Below are 16,751 nucleotides of genomic sequence, written 5' to 3' on the forward strand. Positions count from 1 at the left end.
CGTCTCCGACAAACCGCTGCACGGCGAGCTGAAACTGCCCGGCATGGCCAGCGCCTTCTATCGGCGCCAGGTCAATCAGCATCTGGAAATCGGCATCCGGGCGCTGGAGCGGCTGCGCGACATGCCGCCGGAACGGCTGCATTCGCGCAAGCTGCGTACGTTCATGGAAACGGCGTTTCAATAAAACGGCCGCCGTAGCGGGGCCTCGGGGGCGGATCCGTCCCCGGTCCCCGGCCATTTTTCATGTCGGGGCCGATTGCGCTATTCTCGCGCGTTGCTCGGTAATCCCAGGGCGTTCGCAGCCCATTCTCGCGAGCGCCATCCAGACGTGAAGGAACGCATTTTGGCACCATCGGAACACGATGACCGTCGCTCAGGCGGCACGCGCAACGCGCAGGCGGACAGGCCGTCCGAATTGCGGCGCACGCTGTCGGCGCGCCACCTGACCATGATCGCAGTGGGCGGGTCCATCGGCACCGGACTCTTCGTGGCGTCGGGCGCGACCATCGCCAAGGCCGGCCCCGGCGGCGCGTTGCTGGGCTATGTGCTGATCGGCATCATGGTCTATTTCCTGATGACCAGCCTGGGCGAACTGGCGGCCGCCATGCCGGTGTCCGGCTCGTTCTCGACCTATGGCGCGCGCTACGTCGAAGACGGTTTCGGCTTCGCGCTCGGGTGGAACTATTGGTACAACTGGGCGGTCACGGTGGCGGTCGACCTGGTCGCGGCGCAGCTCGTCATGGCGTACTGGTTTCCCGATGTGCCCGGCTTCTATTGGAGCGCGTTGTTTCTGGCCATCACTTTCGGACTGAACGCCATGTCCGCCCGCGGATTTGGCGAGGCGGAATTCTGGTTTGCGCTGATCAAGGTGATTGCCGTGCTGGCCTTCGTCGTCATGGGCGTGATGATGCTGCTGGGCATCATCCGGGGCGGCGAGACGGGCGGGCTGGCCAACTGGACGGTGGGTGACGCGCCCTTCGCGGGCGGCTTCGCCGCGCTTATCGGCGTGGCGATGGTGGTGGGCTTTTCCTTCCAGGGCACCGAACTGATCGGCATTGCCGCCGGTGAATCCAAGGACCCGGCGCGCAATCTGCCGCGCGCGGTGCGCCAGGTGTTCTGGCGCATTCTGCTGTTCTACGTGGCAGCCATCCTGGTCATCGGCCTGCTGATTCCCTATACCGACCCGCACCTGCTGCGTAATGATGTCAAGGACATCAGCGTCAGCCCGTTTGCGCTGATCTTTGAACGGGCAGGCCTGTTGGCCGCTGCCTCGATCATGAACGCGGTGGTGCTGACCTCGGTGCTGTCCGCCGGCAACTCCGGCATGTACGCGGCCACGCGCATGCTCTACAGCCTGGCCCGGGAAGGCAAGGCGCCGCTGATCTTTGGCCGCATTTCGCGCGGCGGCGTGCCCCTGTGGGCGTTGCTGGCCACCACCGCAGTGGCAGCGCTGTGCTTCTCCACCTTCCTGTTCAGCCCCGAAGAGGTCTATATCTGGCTGCTCAACACGTCGGGGATGACGGGGTTCATTGCGTGGCTGGGCATCGCCATCAGCCACTACCGTTTCCGCCGGGGTTACGTGAAACAGGGCAACAGCCTGGCGGATCTGCCGTATGTGTCCCCGTTCTTTCCCTTCGGTCCGATCTTTGCGTTCGTGCTGTGCCTGATCATCACGCTGGGTCAGAACTACCAGGCGTTCCTGCAGGACAAGATCGACTGGGGCGGCGTGGTCGCCACCTACATCGGCATTCCGCTTTTTCTGCTGATCTGGGCCGGCTACCGCCTGACGCGCGGATCGCGCTTTGTCAGCTACCGCGACATGCGCTTTCCGGACGCCCGCGCACGCAGCGAATATCTGGATTCGGCGCTGCGCGGCGAGCCGGCGACGGGCGAGAGCCGGTAAGGGTTGACGGCCATGCGGGGGAAGCAGCCCCCGCGAGCCGCCACTCCCCTTACTCGATGTTCTGCGCCTGCTCGCGCATCTGCTCGATCAGCAGCTTCAGGTCCATGGCGGCGCGGGTGACTTCCATGCTGCCCGCCTTGGAGCCCAGCGTGTTGGCTTCGCGGTTCATTTCCTGGAACAGGAAATCCAGGCGCTTGCCCGCGCTGCCGGCGTTCTTCTTGCCGGCTGCGGCCTTGCCGCCGCCGTCGGACAGCAGGTGACGCAGTTCTTCCAGGTGCGAACGCAAACGCGACAATTCCTCGGCCACGTCGATGCGCAGGGCGAAGAGGTTGGCTTCCTGCGACAGGCGTTCGGACAGTTCCGCGCCGGAAATGTGGGTGAATCCGCCGGGGAAGGCGGATTCCACGCTTTCGCGCAGCTTGGCGGCCTGGCGTTCGCGGTGGTCGGCCAGCAGTTGCGGCAGATGCGCCTGCACGATGTCCACGACGCGCGCGACGCCATCGGCGCATTCGCGCATCATGCCGGCCAGGCGTTCGCCTTCGCGCTCGCGGCCTTCCTGAAGTTGGGTCAGGGCCTGCTGCGCGGCCTGCAGGCACGCGGCGCCCCAGATCTGCGGATCCAGGGCGTCATTGCCGCGCTGGCCGGGCCAGTTGAAGAGTTCCGCCAGACGCGGGGAGGCGATGTCCGGGATGATGCGCCGCGCGGCCTGCAGCTGTTCGGCCAGGCTGTCGAGCCAGGTGGGATCCAGCTTGGACAGGTCGGCACTGGCTGCACGGGTGAAGGACACGCGGATTTCGACCTTGCCGCGGGCCAGGTTGGCGGTCAGCAGTTCGCGTAGGGGCGTTTCCACGTGGCGCAGTTCGTCGGGCAGGCGGAAATACAGGTCGAGAAAGCGGCTGTTGACGCTGCGCAGTTCTATGGCGAGGGCGCCTTGTTCTAAGTCTGCGCGGGCGTTGCCGAAGGCGGTCATGCTGCGGATCATGGTGTGCGTGTCCTGGTGATTCTTGGAATAGGAGCCGGTTGCGCCGGGGCCCGCGGCGCCCAGGTCCTGGGCAGCGGGTCTGTGTTTTCAACCGGATACATCGCGGCAGGATACTCCAAGCGTGATTGTCCCGTGGCGCCTGCCCGTACAATGCCGCGAATCGAAGCCAAGTCTGGAGCCTGTTGTGACCACCATCCCCACGAATGCCCGGCCGTCGGGCCGCGCCGCCGACCAACTGCGTCCGTTCAGCCTGGAGCGCGGTTTCACGCGTTACGCCGAAGGCTCCGTGCTGGTGAAGGCGGGCGATACCCATGTGCTTTGCACGGCAAGCGTCCTGGACAAGGTACCGCCTTTTCTGAAGGGCAAGGGCGAAGGCTGGGTAACGGCTGAATACGGCATGTTGCCGCGGGCCACGCATACGCGCGGCGACCGCGAGGCCGCGCGCGGCAAGCAGAGCGGCCGCACGCAGGAGATCCAACGCCTGATCGGACGCAGCCTGCGGGCGGTGTTCGACATGAAGGCGCTGGGCGAACGCACGCTGCATCTCGATTGCGACGTGCTGCAGGCCGACGGCGGCACGCGCTGCGCCAGCATCACGGGCGCCTGGGTCGCGGCGGCCGACGCGGTCGGGCTGCTGATGAAGCGTGGCGATCTGGCCACCAATCCGATCCGCGACGCCGTGGCTGCGGTGTCGGTGGGTCTGGTCAACGGCCAGGCGGTGCTGGACCTGGACTACCCGGAAGATTCCGCGTGCGACGCCGACGTGAACGTCATCATGACGGGCAGCGGCGCCTTCGTGGAAGTGCAGGGCACGGGCGAAGGCGCGACGTTCACGCGGACTGAGCTGGACACGATGCTGGTGCTGGCGGAGAACGGTATCGCCAATCTGGTGAAGGCCCAGCGCGCAGCGCTGGCGTGAGCAGGCGGCGCGTGGCGCGGCATTGAACACGGTGTCTGACACCCTTGTGAGATGACCGGCAGCTGACGGATGTGCCTGTAGGGTGTCAGACACCTGCAGCGTGATCTGGTCGGTGCGTGGCGGGGCATTGAACACGGTGTCTGACACCCTTGTGAGATAACCGGCAGCTGACGGATGTGCCTGTAGGGTGTCAGACACCTGCAGCGTCACCTGCAGCACCTGCAGCGTAGCCACAACGCAAAAAAGCCGCATGTGCGGCTTTTTTTGCGTCTGAGTCGCCGGCTATCGCGAATTACTTCGGCAGCAGCGCCTCCACTTTGCCCACCTTCTCCAGCCCCCAGATCGTCGCGATCAAGCCGCGCAGTTCCTGTTCCGTCGCGGCATCGGCGTACCTGCCCAGGCTGAGCGTCTTGTCCTCGATCTCAGGGCGGCTGAGCGTATTGCCCGGGTCGCCCTTGGGTTCGTCGACGCGGCCATGCAGCACGCGGCCGTCGCGGGTGTACACCGTGACCTTGCCGATCCAGCGTTGCGGATAGGCGCCGTCAACTTCAGGATCGAGCGCCATTTCCACCTTGCCGCGGAAGGCGGCGACGCCCGGGTCGTCCAGGCCCGCGTCGAATTCCGCCAGGCCCGCGCGGCCCTGGCGCGCGATCAGTGCCAGCACCGTCCCCATCGAGAACTTGGACTGATGCACCGTCTGCGGATTGACGACCGGGCCGAGGACGTCGATGGCGCCCTGGTGGACGTGCGCGACGACGCGCTCGACGTCGGCCTCGGTCAGTTTGTTTTCCCGCAGCGCCTGCTGCAGCGCGTCGGCTGCGGGGTGCGTGTGGCGGCACGAGGCATGGAACTTGAACGACGTTTCGGCCAGCGCCCAGCGCTCGCCCAGGCGGTCGCACAGGCGGCTGGGATCGGCGTCGGTGGACATGCCGGCCGCCATGCCCTGCGGGCCTTCCAGGATGTGGCGCGCGCCGGTGAAGCCCTCGCGCGCCAGATAGGCCGCGGTGATGCCGTCGGCGGCTGCCTTGGCGGTGTGAAGCTGCTTGGAGTCGGCGGCGTCGCGCAGGAATTCCCACAGGCCCGCCGCTTGCGTGCCGGCCGAGCCCAGCGCGTGCAGCATCTGTTCAGGGGACAGGCCGAGCAGCCGGCCGGTGGTGACGGCGGCGGCCAGCGTGCCTGCCGTGCCGGTCGTATGGAAGATCTTGTAGTGCGAGCGCCCCAGGAACTCGCCGACGCGAATGCCGACCTCGTAGCCGGCGACGGCGGCGGTGAGCAGATCGCGGCCCGAGGAGCCCAGCGCCTGCGCCACGGCCAGGGCAGGGGGGAACACCACGGCGGCCGGGTGAAAGACCGAGCCGTTATGCACGTCGTCCTGTTCCACGACATGTGCGGCGGCCGCGTTCACCATGGCGGCGAAGAGCGGCGTGGTGCGGCGGCGGGTGATCAGGACTTCGCTGGGGCCGTCGGTTGGCCCCATCGCGGCGGCGTAGCGGTCGATGGCCTGGACCGCACGGGCCGACGCGCCGGCCAGGATGGAGGCCAGGCAATCGAGCAGCAGGTCTTCGGCGCGGCGCAGCACCGGGGCAGGAATGTCTTCGTAGCGCAGGTTGGCGGCAAAGGCCGCGAGTTCGGCGCTCAGGTGCGGGGTGTCTTTGTCTGCGGTCATGTCGGAAGATGGCGTGTCAGAAGGAGCGGGGCAGGCCCAGGATGTGTTCGGCAACGTACGACAGGATCAGGTTGGTGGAAATGGGCGCCACCTGATAAAGGCGCGTCTCGCGGAACTTGCGTTCGACGTCGTATTCGTTGGCAAAGCCGAAGCCGCCGTGGAACTGCAGGCAGGCGTTGGCGGCTTCCCACGAGGCGTCGGCCGCCAGCAGCTTGGCCATGTTGGCCTGGGCGCCGCAGGGCTCGTGGGCATCGAACAGCCGGCAGGCCTCGTAGCGCATCAGGCTGGCCGCCTCGACGTTGATGTGCGCGCGCGCAATGGGGAACTGCACGCCCTGGTTCTGGCCGATGGGGCGGCCGAACACCACGCGTTCCTTGGCGTAGGCGGTGACCTTGTCGACGAACCAGTAGCCGTCGCCGATGCATTCGGCGGCGATCAGTGTGCGCTCGGCGTTCAGGCCGTCCAGGATGTACTTGAAACCCTTGCCTTCTTCGCCGATCAGGTTTTCCTCGGGGATTTCCAGGTTGTCGAAGAAGAGCTCGTTGGTCTCGTGGTTGACCATGTTGGGTATCGGGCGGATCGACATGCCGTGCTTGACCGCGTGGTGCAGGTCGACCAGGAAGATCGACATGCCTTCGGACTTGCGCGTGACCTGATCGAGCGGCGTGGTGCGCGCCAGAAGAATCATCAGATCCGAGTGCTGCACGCGCGAGATCCAGACCTTCTGACCGTTGATGACATAGCGGTCGCCGCGCTTGACGGCGGTGGTCTTGATCTTGGTGGTGTCGGTGCCGGTGGTGGGTTCGGTGACGCCCATCGATTGCAGGCGCAGTTCGCCGGCGGCGATGCGGGGCAGGTATTCGCGCTTCTGGGCTTCGGAGCCGTGGCGCAGCAGCGTGCCCATGTTGTACATCTGGCCGTGGCAGGCGCCGGAGTTGCCGCCGCTGCGGTTGATCTCTTCCATGATGACCGAGGCTTCGGTCAGGCCAAGGCCCGAGCCGCCGTATTCCTGCGGGATCAGCGCGGCCAGCCAGCCGGCTTCGGTAAGGGCGCGGACGAAGTCTTCGGGGTAGCCGCGCTCTTCGTCGACCTTGCGGAAATATTCGGAGGGGAATTGCGCGCAGAGGTCGCGCACGGCTTCGCGGATGTCCTGGTAGGCGTGGGAGGCTTGGTGCATTTGGCTGACTGTTCTATGTGAAGGAATGGTTCGGTACAGGGTCGAATGTGCCGCAAGGGCGCGCACGTGCCAATTCACAAATCATTAATACGGGGTTCCTGAACGCAAAAGCGCGCTTTCATGACGGCAGTGCGTCATGTCCCCGCCGAGTTGTGTCAAGAAATTGCCAAACTGCATCTCCATAATCCATGGCACTGCCGCGCATTGCGGCCCAGGCTATACACGGATGGATATGCGGAAAAATCTGAGAGTCACGACGGCGCTATCGGCCATTCTTGCGTTGTTCGTCGTGCTGTTCGCCGTCGCTGCGGCGGCGGGCATCACGGTATTGCGCGACAACCGCGCGGATATCGAGGCCCTGGGCCGAGGCAGCATCGAACGGGCGAGCGACCTTGCCGACATGACCAGCCGGCTGTTCCAGGCGCGGGCGGCGCTGACGGACGCCAAGACGGCGATGGAAGGCGGTCTGGAAGAAGCGCGCAACACGTCGCTGGCGCAGGCCGATGCGCTGCTCAAGCAGGCGGCCGCCAGTCTGGCGCGCCTGCGCGCCAATCCCGACGACAGCGCCCAGGGCGCGCCGCTGTTCGGCCAGGTGTTGACGGCCTATGCCGCCTTTGCCGACCAGACGCTTGCGCCCATGAGCAAGGCGATCCAGGGCTGGAACGGCATCGAGGTCAACCGGCTGACGGACAAGGCGCTGCCCGCCAGCGGCGCGGGCTATGTCAAACAGGTGGAGGCCTATCAGGCCTACGCCCGCGAACACGGGCAGGAAGCGGTGGCCGGCGCAAGCCGCACCCTGGAACGCGTGATCGTGGTGGCGGCGGCCGTGCTGGGCTTCGTGCTGGTGCTGGCCATCCTGATCCGGCTGGGGTTTCGCCGCAGCATCGTGCGGCCGCTGAACGAGGCGGGGGCGCACTTTGACCGCATCGCGGACGGCGACCTGACCGGCGCGATCACGCAGCGCGGCGACAACGAGATCGGCGTGCTGTATTCGGCCATGCGCCGCATGCAGTCGGGGCTGTCGACCGCGGTCGCGTCGGTACGCCTGGGCGTCGAAGAGATCCATACGGGCGCCGGCGAAATCGCGGCAGGCGGCGCGGACATGTCGGACCGCGCGGCCCGGCAGGCGGGCTCGCTGCAGGAAGCCGCGGCCAACATGACGCAGCTGTCGCACACCGTGCAAATGACCGCCGGCAACGCGAACCTCGCCAGCCGTCAGGCGGTCAGCGCCACGCAGTTGGCGCAGCGCGGCGGCCAGGCCGTCGATGAAGTCGTTCACAGCATGCAGGGCATCGCCGACAGCGCGCGGCGCATCGGCGAGATCGTCGGCGTGGTGGACAGCATCGCGTTCCAGACCAACATCCTTGCGCTCAACGCGGCCGTGGAAGCGGCGCGCGCGGGCGAGCAGGGCAAGGGCTTTGCCGTGGTGGCGGGTGAAGTGCGGTCGCTCGCGCAGCGCAGCGCCCAGGCGGCGCGCGAGATCAAGGGCCTGATCGAAGACTCGGCCGCGCGCGTGGATGCCGGCGTGCGCCATGTGAACCTGGCGGGCGACACCATGCGCGACATGGTGGCTTCCGTGGACCGCGTGACACAGATCGTGAACGAGATTTCCAGCGCCGCCGCTGAACAGGCGGCCGGCATTGCGTCGGTGAACGATGCGGTGGCCGACATCGAGCGATCCACGCAGGAAACGGCCGCCATGGTCGAAGAGACAGCGGCTGCCGCGGCGGCGCTGGAAGCCCAGGCGCAGGGACTGCGCCGGGCCGTGGCCAAATTCCAGATCGCGCAGGGCGCGCAGACGGCGGCGCGCGAGGCCTCAGCCGGTGAGCTGCGGCAGGTCGGCGCCTGTGTAGCGCTCGGCCACGAGCGACAGGTTCCCGTGCTTGACCTTGTGCTTGACGTGGGCGGCCGCCGAGGCGATGTCCTCAGGGCGGATGCGCTCGCATAACGAGGGCGTGACGGTCAGGGCGCCCACGCCCAGCGTCACGAACGGAAAGAAGCGCGGCACGCCGTAACGGTCCTCGGCCTCGATGCCGCCGTTGCGGCGGCCCTGTTCGTCGTACAGCGCCATGGCGCCCTCGTTGAACTCGGCAATGATGCGCTCGATGCGGGCCATCCAGTCCGGGCTGCGCAGCAGCACCACGAAGTCGTCGCCGCCCACATGCCCCACGAAATCCCGCTGTGGATCGCAATGGCGCTTGATGACGTCGGCGGTCAGCATGATCATGTCGTCGCCGCGCCAGTAGCCGTACACGTCGTTGAAGGGCTTGAAGTTGTTCAGGTCGCCGTAGCAGATGGTGAAGTCGGCGGCGTCTTCGAGCAGCGTGGCGATGTGCCGGCTGATGGGGATGTTGCCGGGTAGGGACGTCAGCGGATTGGCGTAGCGCGCCGCCTCGATGCGCATCTCGGTGACCGAGCGCACCAGGGTTTCGCCCGTGGCCAGGCCGTCGTAACGGCCGTCGCGCGTGATGATGAGCCCGTCCATCAGGTAGCGCTGGTCTTCGGAAATCAGTACGTGGCTCAGCTGGTCGATCGACACGTTCACGTCCACCAGCACCGGCTCGGCGTTCATGAAGGTGGAACAGGCGTCGCGGCCGAAGAGCTCGCGCGTGTAGCGCTGCGCGTAGTGTTCGGAGAAGTCCCGCCGGTTGATGATGCCGACAGGCCGGTTGTCGGCGTCGACCACCGCCACGGCGTGCAGGTTCTTGTGCTCGATGAAGAGGCGATGCACGTCATCGTTGGTGTGCTTGGTCAGCAGGGCGGCCGGCGCCTCGACCCGCAGGCTGACGGCGGTGCCGCCGGCGGCGCGCTGAGATACCGGCGCCGACGTGCGCGAACGCAGCGACTCGCGCAGCGGCGGCGTCAGTTCGGTCAGCAGGGTTTCGTCGGGCATGCCCAGGAACCAGCCCTGCGCGTAGCGGATGTCCAGCTCGCGCACGACGGCCAGGTCCTCGGCGGTTTCGATGCCTTCGGCAATCACCGACGTGCCCAGGTGCTGCGCCACCTTCAGAATGGCGCGAACCATGTTCTGCTTGCGCTCGTCGTGGCCGATGCCGTCAAAGAAATACCGGTCGATCTTGACCAGCTCGGGCTGGGTTTCGGCCCAGAGCTGCAGGTTGGAATTGCCGACGCCGTAGTCGTCGAGCGCGATGCGCATGCCGGCTTCGCGCAGGCAGGCAAACGCGTTGTGCAGTTCGCCCATGCGGTCCGACAGCGGATCCTGCTCGGTCAGTTCGACGACGATGCTGGCCGGTTCCAGTGCGCAGTCCTTGAGCAGCCTGCCGGGCATGTCGTGACCCCAGAGGGTCCAGTAATGGAGCAGGGCGGAGCCGGACAGGTTCAGGAACAACTTGCCGGCGGCGTCGTTCTGTTCGAACCCGCGCGCGCCCGCGCGAAAACTGGCCAGTTCAAGCTGCGGGTGCAGCCCCTGGCGGCGCGCTTCGGCAAACAGGGCGTCGGGAAAGTGCAGGGGGGTGTCGGCGGGGCCGCGGATCAGGCTTTCGTGGCCGTAGATGCGGCTGTGTGACAGGTCGACGACCGGTTGGAAGCGGGGCCGCAACAATCGTTCGCGCAGGATGCCAGCCAGGCTGGCGTGCGCGGGCGCACCGCCCGGGGGATTGAGCGGAGCACGGGCCGCGGCGGGCCGTGGCAAAGCGTGAATGGAGTTCATCGCCGGGGCATTGAGATACGATCAGTGACAAGATCGGTCATATTGACAACAAAATATGTCTGCGTTGTTGCGCCATGTCGTGACGTGCAATCTTCAGTCGCTGTTACATCCGTGTCAACAACGAATTCTTACGTTCGTGGTACCCACGCCAATATCGTGGGATGCCCGCCCGCCGCCGGCCGCGCCCTATACAATCCGGCCTATGACTTCCCCCAAGATTCCCGACTCCCTGCGCCGCGTTGTCCTGGCGTCCAACAACGCCGGCAAGCTGCGCGAGTTCTCCGCCTTGTTCGCGCCACTGGGCATCGAACTGGTGCCGCAGGGCGACCTCGGCGTGCCGGAAGCCGAAGAGCCGCATGTCACGTTCGTGGAAAACGCGCTGGCCAAGGCGCGCCATGCCAGCCGCCTGACCGGATTGCCCGCGCTGGCGGACGACTCGGGCCTGTGCGTGGCCTCGCTGGACGGCGCACCCGGCGTGTACTCGGCGCGTTATGCCAAGATGCACGGCGGCGAAAAGTCCGATGCGGCCAACAACGCGTTGCTGGTGCGCAACCTGGCATCCGTCGCCGACCGCAGTGCCTGGTATGTCGCTGTGCTGGCGCTGGTGCGTTCCGAGAACGACCCCCGTCCGCTGATCGGCGAAGGCCTCTGGCACGGCGAGATCATCGACGTGCCGGAAGGCGCCAACGGCTTTGGCTACGATCCGCACTTCTACCTGCCCGACATGGCGCTGACCGCCGCGTCGCTGGATCCCGACGAAAAGAACCGGGTCAGCCATCGCGCCCGGGCGCTGCGCGAGCTGCTCAGCAAGCTGAGCCACGCTTGACCACGGCGCCGCCAAGGCGCCAGGAATTTTTTCGCATGTCCATCACCATTCCCATCCGCAACGATATGGGCGCGACCAAGTCGCGCCTCGTTGTTCCCGCGGGCGCCACGCTGACCAGCCTGCCGCCGCTGTCGGTCTACGTCCACGTGCCGTGGTGCGTGCGCAAGTGCCCGTATTGCGACTTCAACTCCCATGCCGCGCCGGGCGAGATTCCCGAACGCGCCTATCTGGATGCCTTGCGCAGCGATCTGGAACAGTCGCTGCCATCCATCTGGGGCAGGCAGGTGATTTCCGTCTTCATCGGCGGCGGAACGCCCAGCCTGCTGTCGGCCGCCGGCCTGGACGAGCTGCTGGCAATGCTGCGGGCGTACCTGAACTTGTGGCCGGACGCCGAGATCACGATGGAAGCCAATCCCGGCACGGCCGAGGCGGGCCGTTTCCGGGATTACGCGGCCAGCGGCGTCACGCGGTTTTCGCTGGGCATCCAGAGCTTTGACGATGCGCAGTTGAAGAAGCTGGGCCGCATCCATGATGCCGCCCAAGCGCGTGCGGCCATCGAGATGGCGCAACGGGCGGCGCCCCGGGTCAACCTGGACATGATGTTCGCCTTGCCCGGCCAGACGCTGCAGGCCTGTACGGCCGACCTGCGCGAGGCGATCTCGTTCGGCACCGAGCACCTGTCGCTGTATCACCTGACGATGGAGCCGAACACCGTCTTCGCCAAGTTTCCGCCCGAAGACCTGCCGGACGACGACACCAGCGCCGCCATGCAGGACGCGGTGGAAGCCGAACTGGCCGCGGCGGGACTGGCGCGCTACGAGGTGTCGGCCTACGCCAAGCCGGGCGCCCGCTGCCGCCACAACATGAATTACTGGGAGTTCGGCGACTACCTGGGCATCGGCCCGGGCGCGCACGGCAAGCTGTCGTTTCACGACCGCATCGTGCGCGAGTCGCGTCTGCGCGGTCCGGATTCCTGGATGCAGGCCGCCATGGCGCGCGACGGCAGCCATCTGGCCGAAAGCCGGCAGGTCGGTCCGGACGAACTGCCGTTCGAGTTCATGCTCAACGCGTTGCGCCTGAAAGAGGGCGTGGCCGCCACGACGTTCGACGAACGCACCGGTTTGTCGCTTGCCGTCATTGCGCACCAATTGGAGGCAGCCTCGAAACGGGGCCTGCTCGACGCCGATCCCACCCGCCTGCGCGCAACGCCGCTGGGCTGGCGCTTCCTCAACGACCTCCAGGAAATGTTCCTGTAAGGTGCAAGCACCAGGATGGGGCAGACATGCCCCACCTTTTGCACCATAGTGGTGCTACATTTCCCCAAGACTGACCTGCCTCCCCCCGGGAATACCGGGGCTAAACCTGGCACGCTTATTGCTTCCCTCTTTTATGCCAGTCGACGGGCAAAGCCCTCGACCCTTTTATCTAATGGAGATGACATGGCAAGCCCGAAAGACGTCCTGAAACAGATCGCCGATAACGAAGTGAAATTCGTGGATTTCCGCTTTACCGATACGGTTGGCCGTGAGCACCACGTTTCCGTGCCCACCACCGCTATCGATGAAGACAAGCTGGAAAGCGGGCAGGCTTTCGACGGTTCGTCGATCCCGGGCTGGAAGGGCATCGAAGCCTCCGACATGCTCCTCATCCCCGACTGCGCCACCGCCAACCTGGATCCGTTCCGCGAAGAGCCGACCCTGATCCTGTCGTGCGACGTGGTCGAACCGTCGGACCTGAAGGGCTATGACCGTGACCCGCGCTCGCTGGCCAAGCGCGCCGAAGCCTACCTGAAGTCCTCCGGCCTGGGCGACACCGCCTACTTCGGTCCGGAACCCGAATTCTTCGTGTTCGATGGCGTGACCTGGAACACCGACATGTCGGGCACGTTCGTCAAGATCAAGTCCGAAGAAGCGCCGTGGTCCACCGGCCTGGAATTCGAAGGCGGCAACACCGGCCACCGTCCGGGCGTGAAGGGCGGCTACTTCCCCGTTCCCCCGGTCGACTCGTTCCAGGACATGCGTTCGGAAATGTGCCTGCTGATGGAACAGATGGGCGTGCCGGTTGAAGTGCACCACCACGAAGTGGCTGCCCCCGGCCAGCTCGAAATCGGCACCAAGTTCAGCACCCTGGTGCAGCGCGCCGACTGGACCCAGATCGTCAAGTACGTCGTGCACAACGTGGCCCACGCCTACGGCAAGACCGCCACGTTTATGCCCAAGCCCATCGTTGGCGACAACGGCTCCGGCATGCACGTCCACCAGTCCATCTGGAAGGACGGCCAGAACCTGTTCGCGGGCAACGGCTACGCCGGCCTGTCCGAGTTCGCCCTGTACTACATCGGCGGCATCATCAAGCACGCCAAGGCCCTGAACGCCATCACCAACCCGGGCACGAACTCGTACAAGCGCCTGGTCCCGCACTTCGAAGCGCCCGTGAAGCTGGCCTACTCGGCCCGCAACCGTTCGGCTTCGATCCGCATTCCGTACGTCGGCAACCCGAAGGGCCGCCGCGTCGAAGCGCGTTTCCCGGACCCCCTGGCTAACCCGTACCTGGCTTTCTCGGCCCTGATGATGGCCGGCCTGGACGGCGTCCAGAACAAGATCCACCCGGGCGATCCGGCCGACAAGAACCTGTACGACCTGCCGCCGGAAGAAGACGCGAAGATCCCGACCGTCTGCGCCTCGCTGGAAGAAGCGCTGGAATCGCTGGACAAGGATCGCGAGTTCCTGACCCGCGGCGGCGTGTTCAGCAACGACATGCTCAACGCCTACATCGACCTGAAGATGGCCGATGTGACGCGTCTGCGCATGACGACGCACCCGGTCGAATTCGACATGTACTACAGCCTCTGATGGTTTGAGGCCGTGGCTGGGGGGAGCGCGATGAGGTAGGCAGCAACAAGGCCCACACCACGCGCACCACCAGGTAGCCGCCCGACGAATTGCCCGCCCGGCCCCGCGCCGGCGGGCAGGGCGCCGGGTTGGCGCGCCCGTCGCGGACGCGTTCCGCTTTCCCCTGTCCATTCGGGTACGTTGAAAATGAATGTTGAAGCTCTCGATCTGCTAGCCACGTCAGTTTTCCTGGTCAACGAGCGCGGCCACATCGAATACGCCAACGCAGCCGCCGAGGACCTGTTCGGCCGCTCGCGCAAGCAACTGGGCGGGCATTCCGCCGCCACCCTGTTCGACAACCCCGAAAATATCCAGTCATCCATCGACCGCGCCGCGGGCGGCAGGTACGCCGACGTGAGGCAACTGGCCTCGTTGCGTCGCGCCGCCGAATCCGTGGAAGTCGCCGTGACGACCGTGGGACTGACCGGCCAGCGTTGGCCGGTGCTGATCGAGACGCGCGAAATCGAGCAGCGCGTGCTGGCCGACCGCAACCACCGTCTGGTGGACGAGATCGAAGCCCACCGCGAACTGCTGCGCAACCTGGCGCATGAAGTCAAGAATCCCCTGGGCGGACTGCGCGGCGCCGCGCAGCTGCTGGAAGCCGAGCTGCCCAGCGCAGCCCTGGCCGAATACACCCAGGTCATCATTTCCGAAGCCGACCGCCTGCAGGCGCTGGTGGACCGCCTGAGCGGCCCGCAACGTGTGCCGCTCAATGCGCGGCCGGTGAACATCCATGAAATCTGCGAGCGCGTCTGCGCGCTGATCCAGGCCGAGTTCCGCAACGACGTCACGATCCAGCGCGACTACGACGCCTCGGTGCCGGACCTGAAGGGCGATGCCGCCCGCCTGATGCAGGCCGTGCTCAACGTGGCGCGCAACGCCGCGCAGGAGCTGGTGGCGCGGCCGCAAGGACCGCAGACCGAGCCCGGCGTCGTGACGCTGCGCACCCGCGTCGCGCGGCAGGTCATGCTGGCGCACCGGCAGCACCGCCTGGCGCTCGTGCTGTCCATCATCGACAACGGTCCGGGCGTGCCGGACCACATCCGTGACCGCATCTTCCACCCGCTGGTCACGGCCAGGGCTGGCGGTACCGGCCTGGGCTTGAGCCTGGCGCAGGACTTCGTGCAACAGCACGGCGGCATCATCGAATTTGAATCCCGACCGGGGCGCACCGAGTTTCGCCTGGTCCTTCCGATGGAGCCCGCAAACTGATGAAACCCGTATGGATCGTCGACGACGACCAGGCCATCCGCTGGGTCCTCGAAAAGGCCCTGGCCCGCGCTGGCGTCACCACCCGCAGTTTTTCCCAATCGGCCGACGTGCTCGAGGCGCTTTCGCGTGAAACGCCCGTGGCGCTGGTGTCGGATATCCGCATGCCCGGCGGCAATGGCCTCGAGCTGTTGCGCCAACTGAAGGAGCGGCATCCTGGTCTGCCGGTCATCGTGATGACCGCGTTTGCCGACCTGGACAGCACGGTTTCCGCCTTCCAGGGGGGCGCGTTCGATTACCTGGCCAAGCCGTTCGACGTGAACGAGGCTGTCGCGCTGATCCAGCGCGCCATGCAGGAATCGGCCCAACCCGAAAGCCCGGACGGGCAGGGCGAAGCCGCGCAGAACAACGAGCGCTGGATGATGACGCAATCGTCGTCCACCGCGATGCAGGAAGTCTTTCGCGCGATCGGCCGGCTGGCGCAGTCCAAGGTCACCGTCCTGATCACCGGCGAGTCCGGCACCGGCAAGGAACTCGTGGCCCGCGCGCTGCACGGCCACGGCGTGCGCGCCAGCGGACCGTTCGTGGCGCTGAACGCCGCGGCCATTCCGCGCGACCTGCTGGAGGCCGAACTGTTTGGCCACGAGCGCGGCGCATTCACGGGCGCCAACAATCTGCGCCGCGGCCGCTTCGAAGAGGCGCACGGCGGCACGCTGTTCCTGGACGAGATCGGCGACATGCCGATCGAATTGCAGACGCGTCTGCTACGCGTGCTGGCTGAGGGCAGCTTTTACCGCGTCGGTGGCGCGCAGCCCGTGCGCGTGGACGTGCGCATCGTGGCCGCCACGCACCAGCCGCTGGAGCAGCGGGTCGAGCAGGGCCTCTTCCGCGAAGACCTGTTTCACCGCCTGAACGTGATCCGCCTGCGGCTGCCGCCGCTGCGCGAACGGGTCGAGGACATTCCCGCGCTGGCCCAGCACTTCCTGACCGCCAGCGCACGCACGCTGGGCGTGCCCGTCAAGCGGCTGACGCCCGAGGCGCTGGCCGTACTGACCAAGTTCGACTTCCCGGGCAACGTGCGTCAGCTTGAGAACTTCTGCCATTGGCTGACGGTGATGGCGCCGGGCCAGACGGTGGACCGCATCGACCTGCCGCCCGAGATTCGGGCCATGGAGCATCAGCCGCAACCGAGCGCGGCGCCCATGCGGCCCGCGATGCCGATGGCTGGCTTGGGCACGGTGGTGCCGTCGGGCGCCTACCCGGCGGAACCGGCCGAGGACGGCGCGCCGCGCAACTGGCAGGATTCGCTGCTGCGCGATGCGCAGTACCGGCTGGAGCGCGGTGAACCCGCAGTCATGGCGACGCTGACGCGCCAGTTCGAGAAGATCCTGCTGCAAAGCGCGCTGGACGCCAGCCGCGGCCGCCGCGTGGAAGCCGCATCCCGCCTGGGGATCGGCCGCAACACCATCACGCGCAAGCTGCGCGAGTTGGGCATCGAAGACGAATAG

The 16,751-nt window shown here is 66.5% G+C and carries 11 protein-coding genes and 2 pseudogenes; 9 read left to right on the forward strand and 4 right to left on the reverse strand.

What is annotated here, in order from left to right:
* Positions 1-184: pseudogene (locus RT697_RS09595) on the forward strand (AMP nucleosidase); the annotation flags it as partial.
* A gap of 159 nt (positions 185-343) precedes the next feature.
* The gene (locus tag RT697_RS09600; RefSeq protein ID WP_313698423.1) at positions 344-1,903 is read left to right on the forward strand and encodes an amino acid permease; all 1,560 of its coding nucleotides are present in this window, start codon (positions 344-346) and stop codon (positions 1,901-1,903) included.
* A gap of 49 nt (positions 1,904-1,952) precedes the next feature.
* Here RT697_RS09600 and RT697_RS09605 read toward each other — a convergent pair whose 3' ends face one another.
* The gene (locus RT697_RS09605) at positions 1,953-2,885 is read right to left on the reverse strand and encodes a YicC/YloC family endoribonuclease (RefSeq protein WP_313698424.1); all 933 of its coding nucleotides are present in this window, start codon (positions 2,883-2,885) and stop codon (positions 1,953-1,955) included.
* 184 nt (positions 2,886-3,069) lie between these two features.
* On the opposite strand from RT697_RS09605, the gene rph reads away from it, so the two are divergent.
* The gene (rph, locus tag RT697_RS09610) at positions 3,070-3,804 is read left to right on the forward strand and encodes a ribonuclease PH (RefSeq protein ID WP_313698426.1); all 735 of its coding nucleotides are present in this window, start codon (positions 3,070-3,072) and stop codon (positions 3,802-3,804) included.
* A 292-nt stretch (positions 3,805-4,096) separates the two neighbouring features.
* Here the strand turns inward: rph and RT697_RS09615 are convergent, their stop codons facing one another.
* Positions 4,097-5,470, reverse strand: coding sequence for an MmgE/PrpD family protein (locus RT697_RS09615; RefSeq protein ID WP_313698427.1), 1,374 nt, complete (start codon positions 5,468-5,470; stop codon positions 4,097-4,099).
* Between the two features lie 16 nt (positions 5,471-5,486).
* Positions 5,487-6,647, reverse strand: a complete 1,161-nt coding sequence (locus RT697_RS09620) for an acyl-CoA dehydrogenase family protein (RefSeq protein ID WP_105238791.1) — start codon at positions 6,645-6,647, stop codon at positions 5,487-5,489.
* 232 nt (positions 6,648-6,879) lie between these two features.
* Here RT697_RS09620 and RT697_RS09625 point away from each other — a divergent pair.
* Positions 6,880-8,265, forward strand: a pseudogene (locus RT697_RS09625) (methyl-accepting chemotaxis protein); the annotation flags it as partial.
* A 198-nt stretch (positions 8,266-8,463) separates the two neighbouring features.
* On the opposite strand, the gene RT697_RS09630 reads toward RT697_RS09625, so the two are convergent.
* Positions 8,464-10,317, reverse strand: coding sequence for an EAL domain-containing protein (locus RT697_RS09630; RefSeq protein ID WP_313698429.1), 1,854 nt, complete (start codon positions 10,315-10,317; stop codon positions 8,464-8,466).
* A 202-nt stretch (positions 10,318-10,519) separates the two neighbouring features.
* Here RT697_RS09630 and rdgB point away from each other — a divergent pair, with 202 nt between their 5' ends.
* The 5 genes from rdgB (at position 10,520) to ntrC (ending at position 16,751) form a co-directional block, all read left to right on the forward strand.
* Positions 10,520-11,143, forward strand: coding sequence for an RdgB/HAM1 family non-canonical purine NTP pyrophosphatase (rdgB, locus tag RT697_RS09635; RefSeq protein ID WP_191578677.1), 624 nt, complete (start codon positions 10,520-10,522; stop codon positions 11,141-11,143).
* A 35-nt stretch (positions 11,144-11,178) separates the two neighbouring features.
* The gene (gene hemW / locus RT697_RS09640; RefSeq protein WP_313698431.1) at positions 11,179-12,399 is read left to right on the forward strand and encodes a radical SAM family heme chaperone HemW; all 1,221 of its coding nucleotides are present in this window, start codon (positions 11,179-11,181) and stop codon (positions 12,397-12,399) included.
* A 183-nt stretch (positions 12,400-12,582) separates the two neighbouring features.
* The gene (glnA, locus tag RT697_RS09645; RefSeq protein ID WP_056560974.1) at positions 12,583-13,995 is read left to right on the forward strand and encodes a type I glutamate--ammonia ligase; all 1,413 of its coding nucleotides are present in this window, start codon (positions 12,583-12,585) and stop codon (positions 13,993-13,995) included.
* A gap of 186 nt (positions 13,996-14,181) precedes the next feature.
* Positions 14,182-15,246 (forward strand): nitrogen regulation protein NR(II), encoded by a 1,065-nt coding sequence (gene glnL, locus RT697_RS09650; protein WP_056560977.1) that lies wholly within the window; start codon positions 14,182-14,184, stop codon positions 15,244-15,246.
* Positions 15,246-16,751, forward strand: a complete 1,506-nt coding sequence (gene ntrC / locus RT697_RS09655; RefSeq protein ID WP_313698434.1) for a nitrogen regulation protein NR(I) — start codon at positions 15,246-15,248, stop codon at positions 16,749-16,751. Before glnL ends, ntrC begins: the two co-directional genes overlap by 1 nt.

The organism is Achromobacter sp. (assembly GCF_032113835.1).
Taxonomy (GTDB): Bacteria; Pseudomonadota; Gammaproteobacteria; order Burkholderiales; family Burkholderiaceae_B; genus Achromobacter.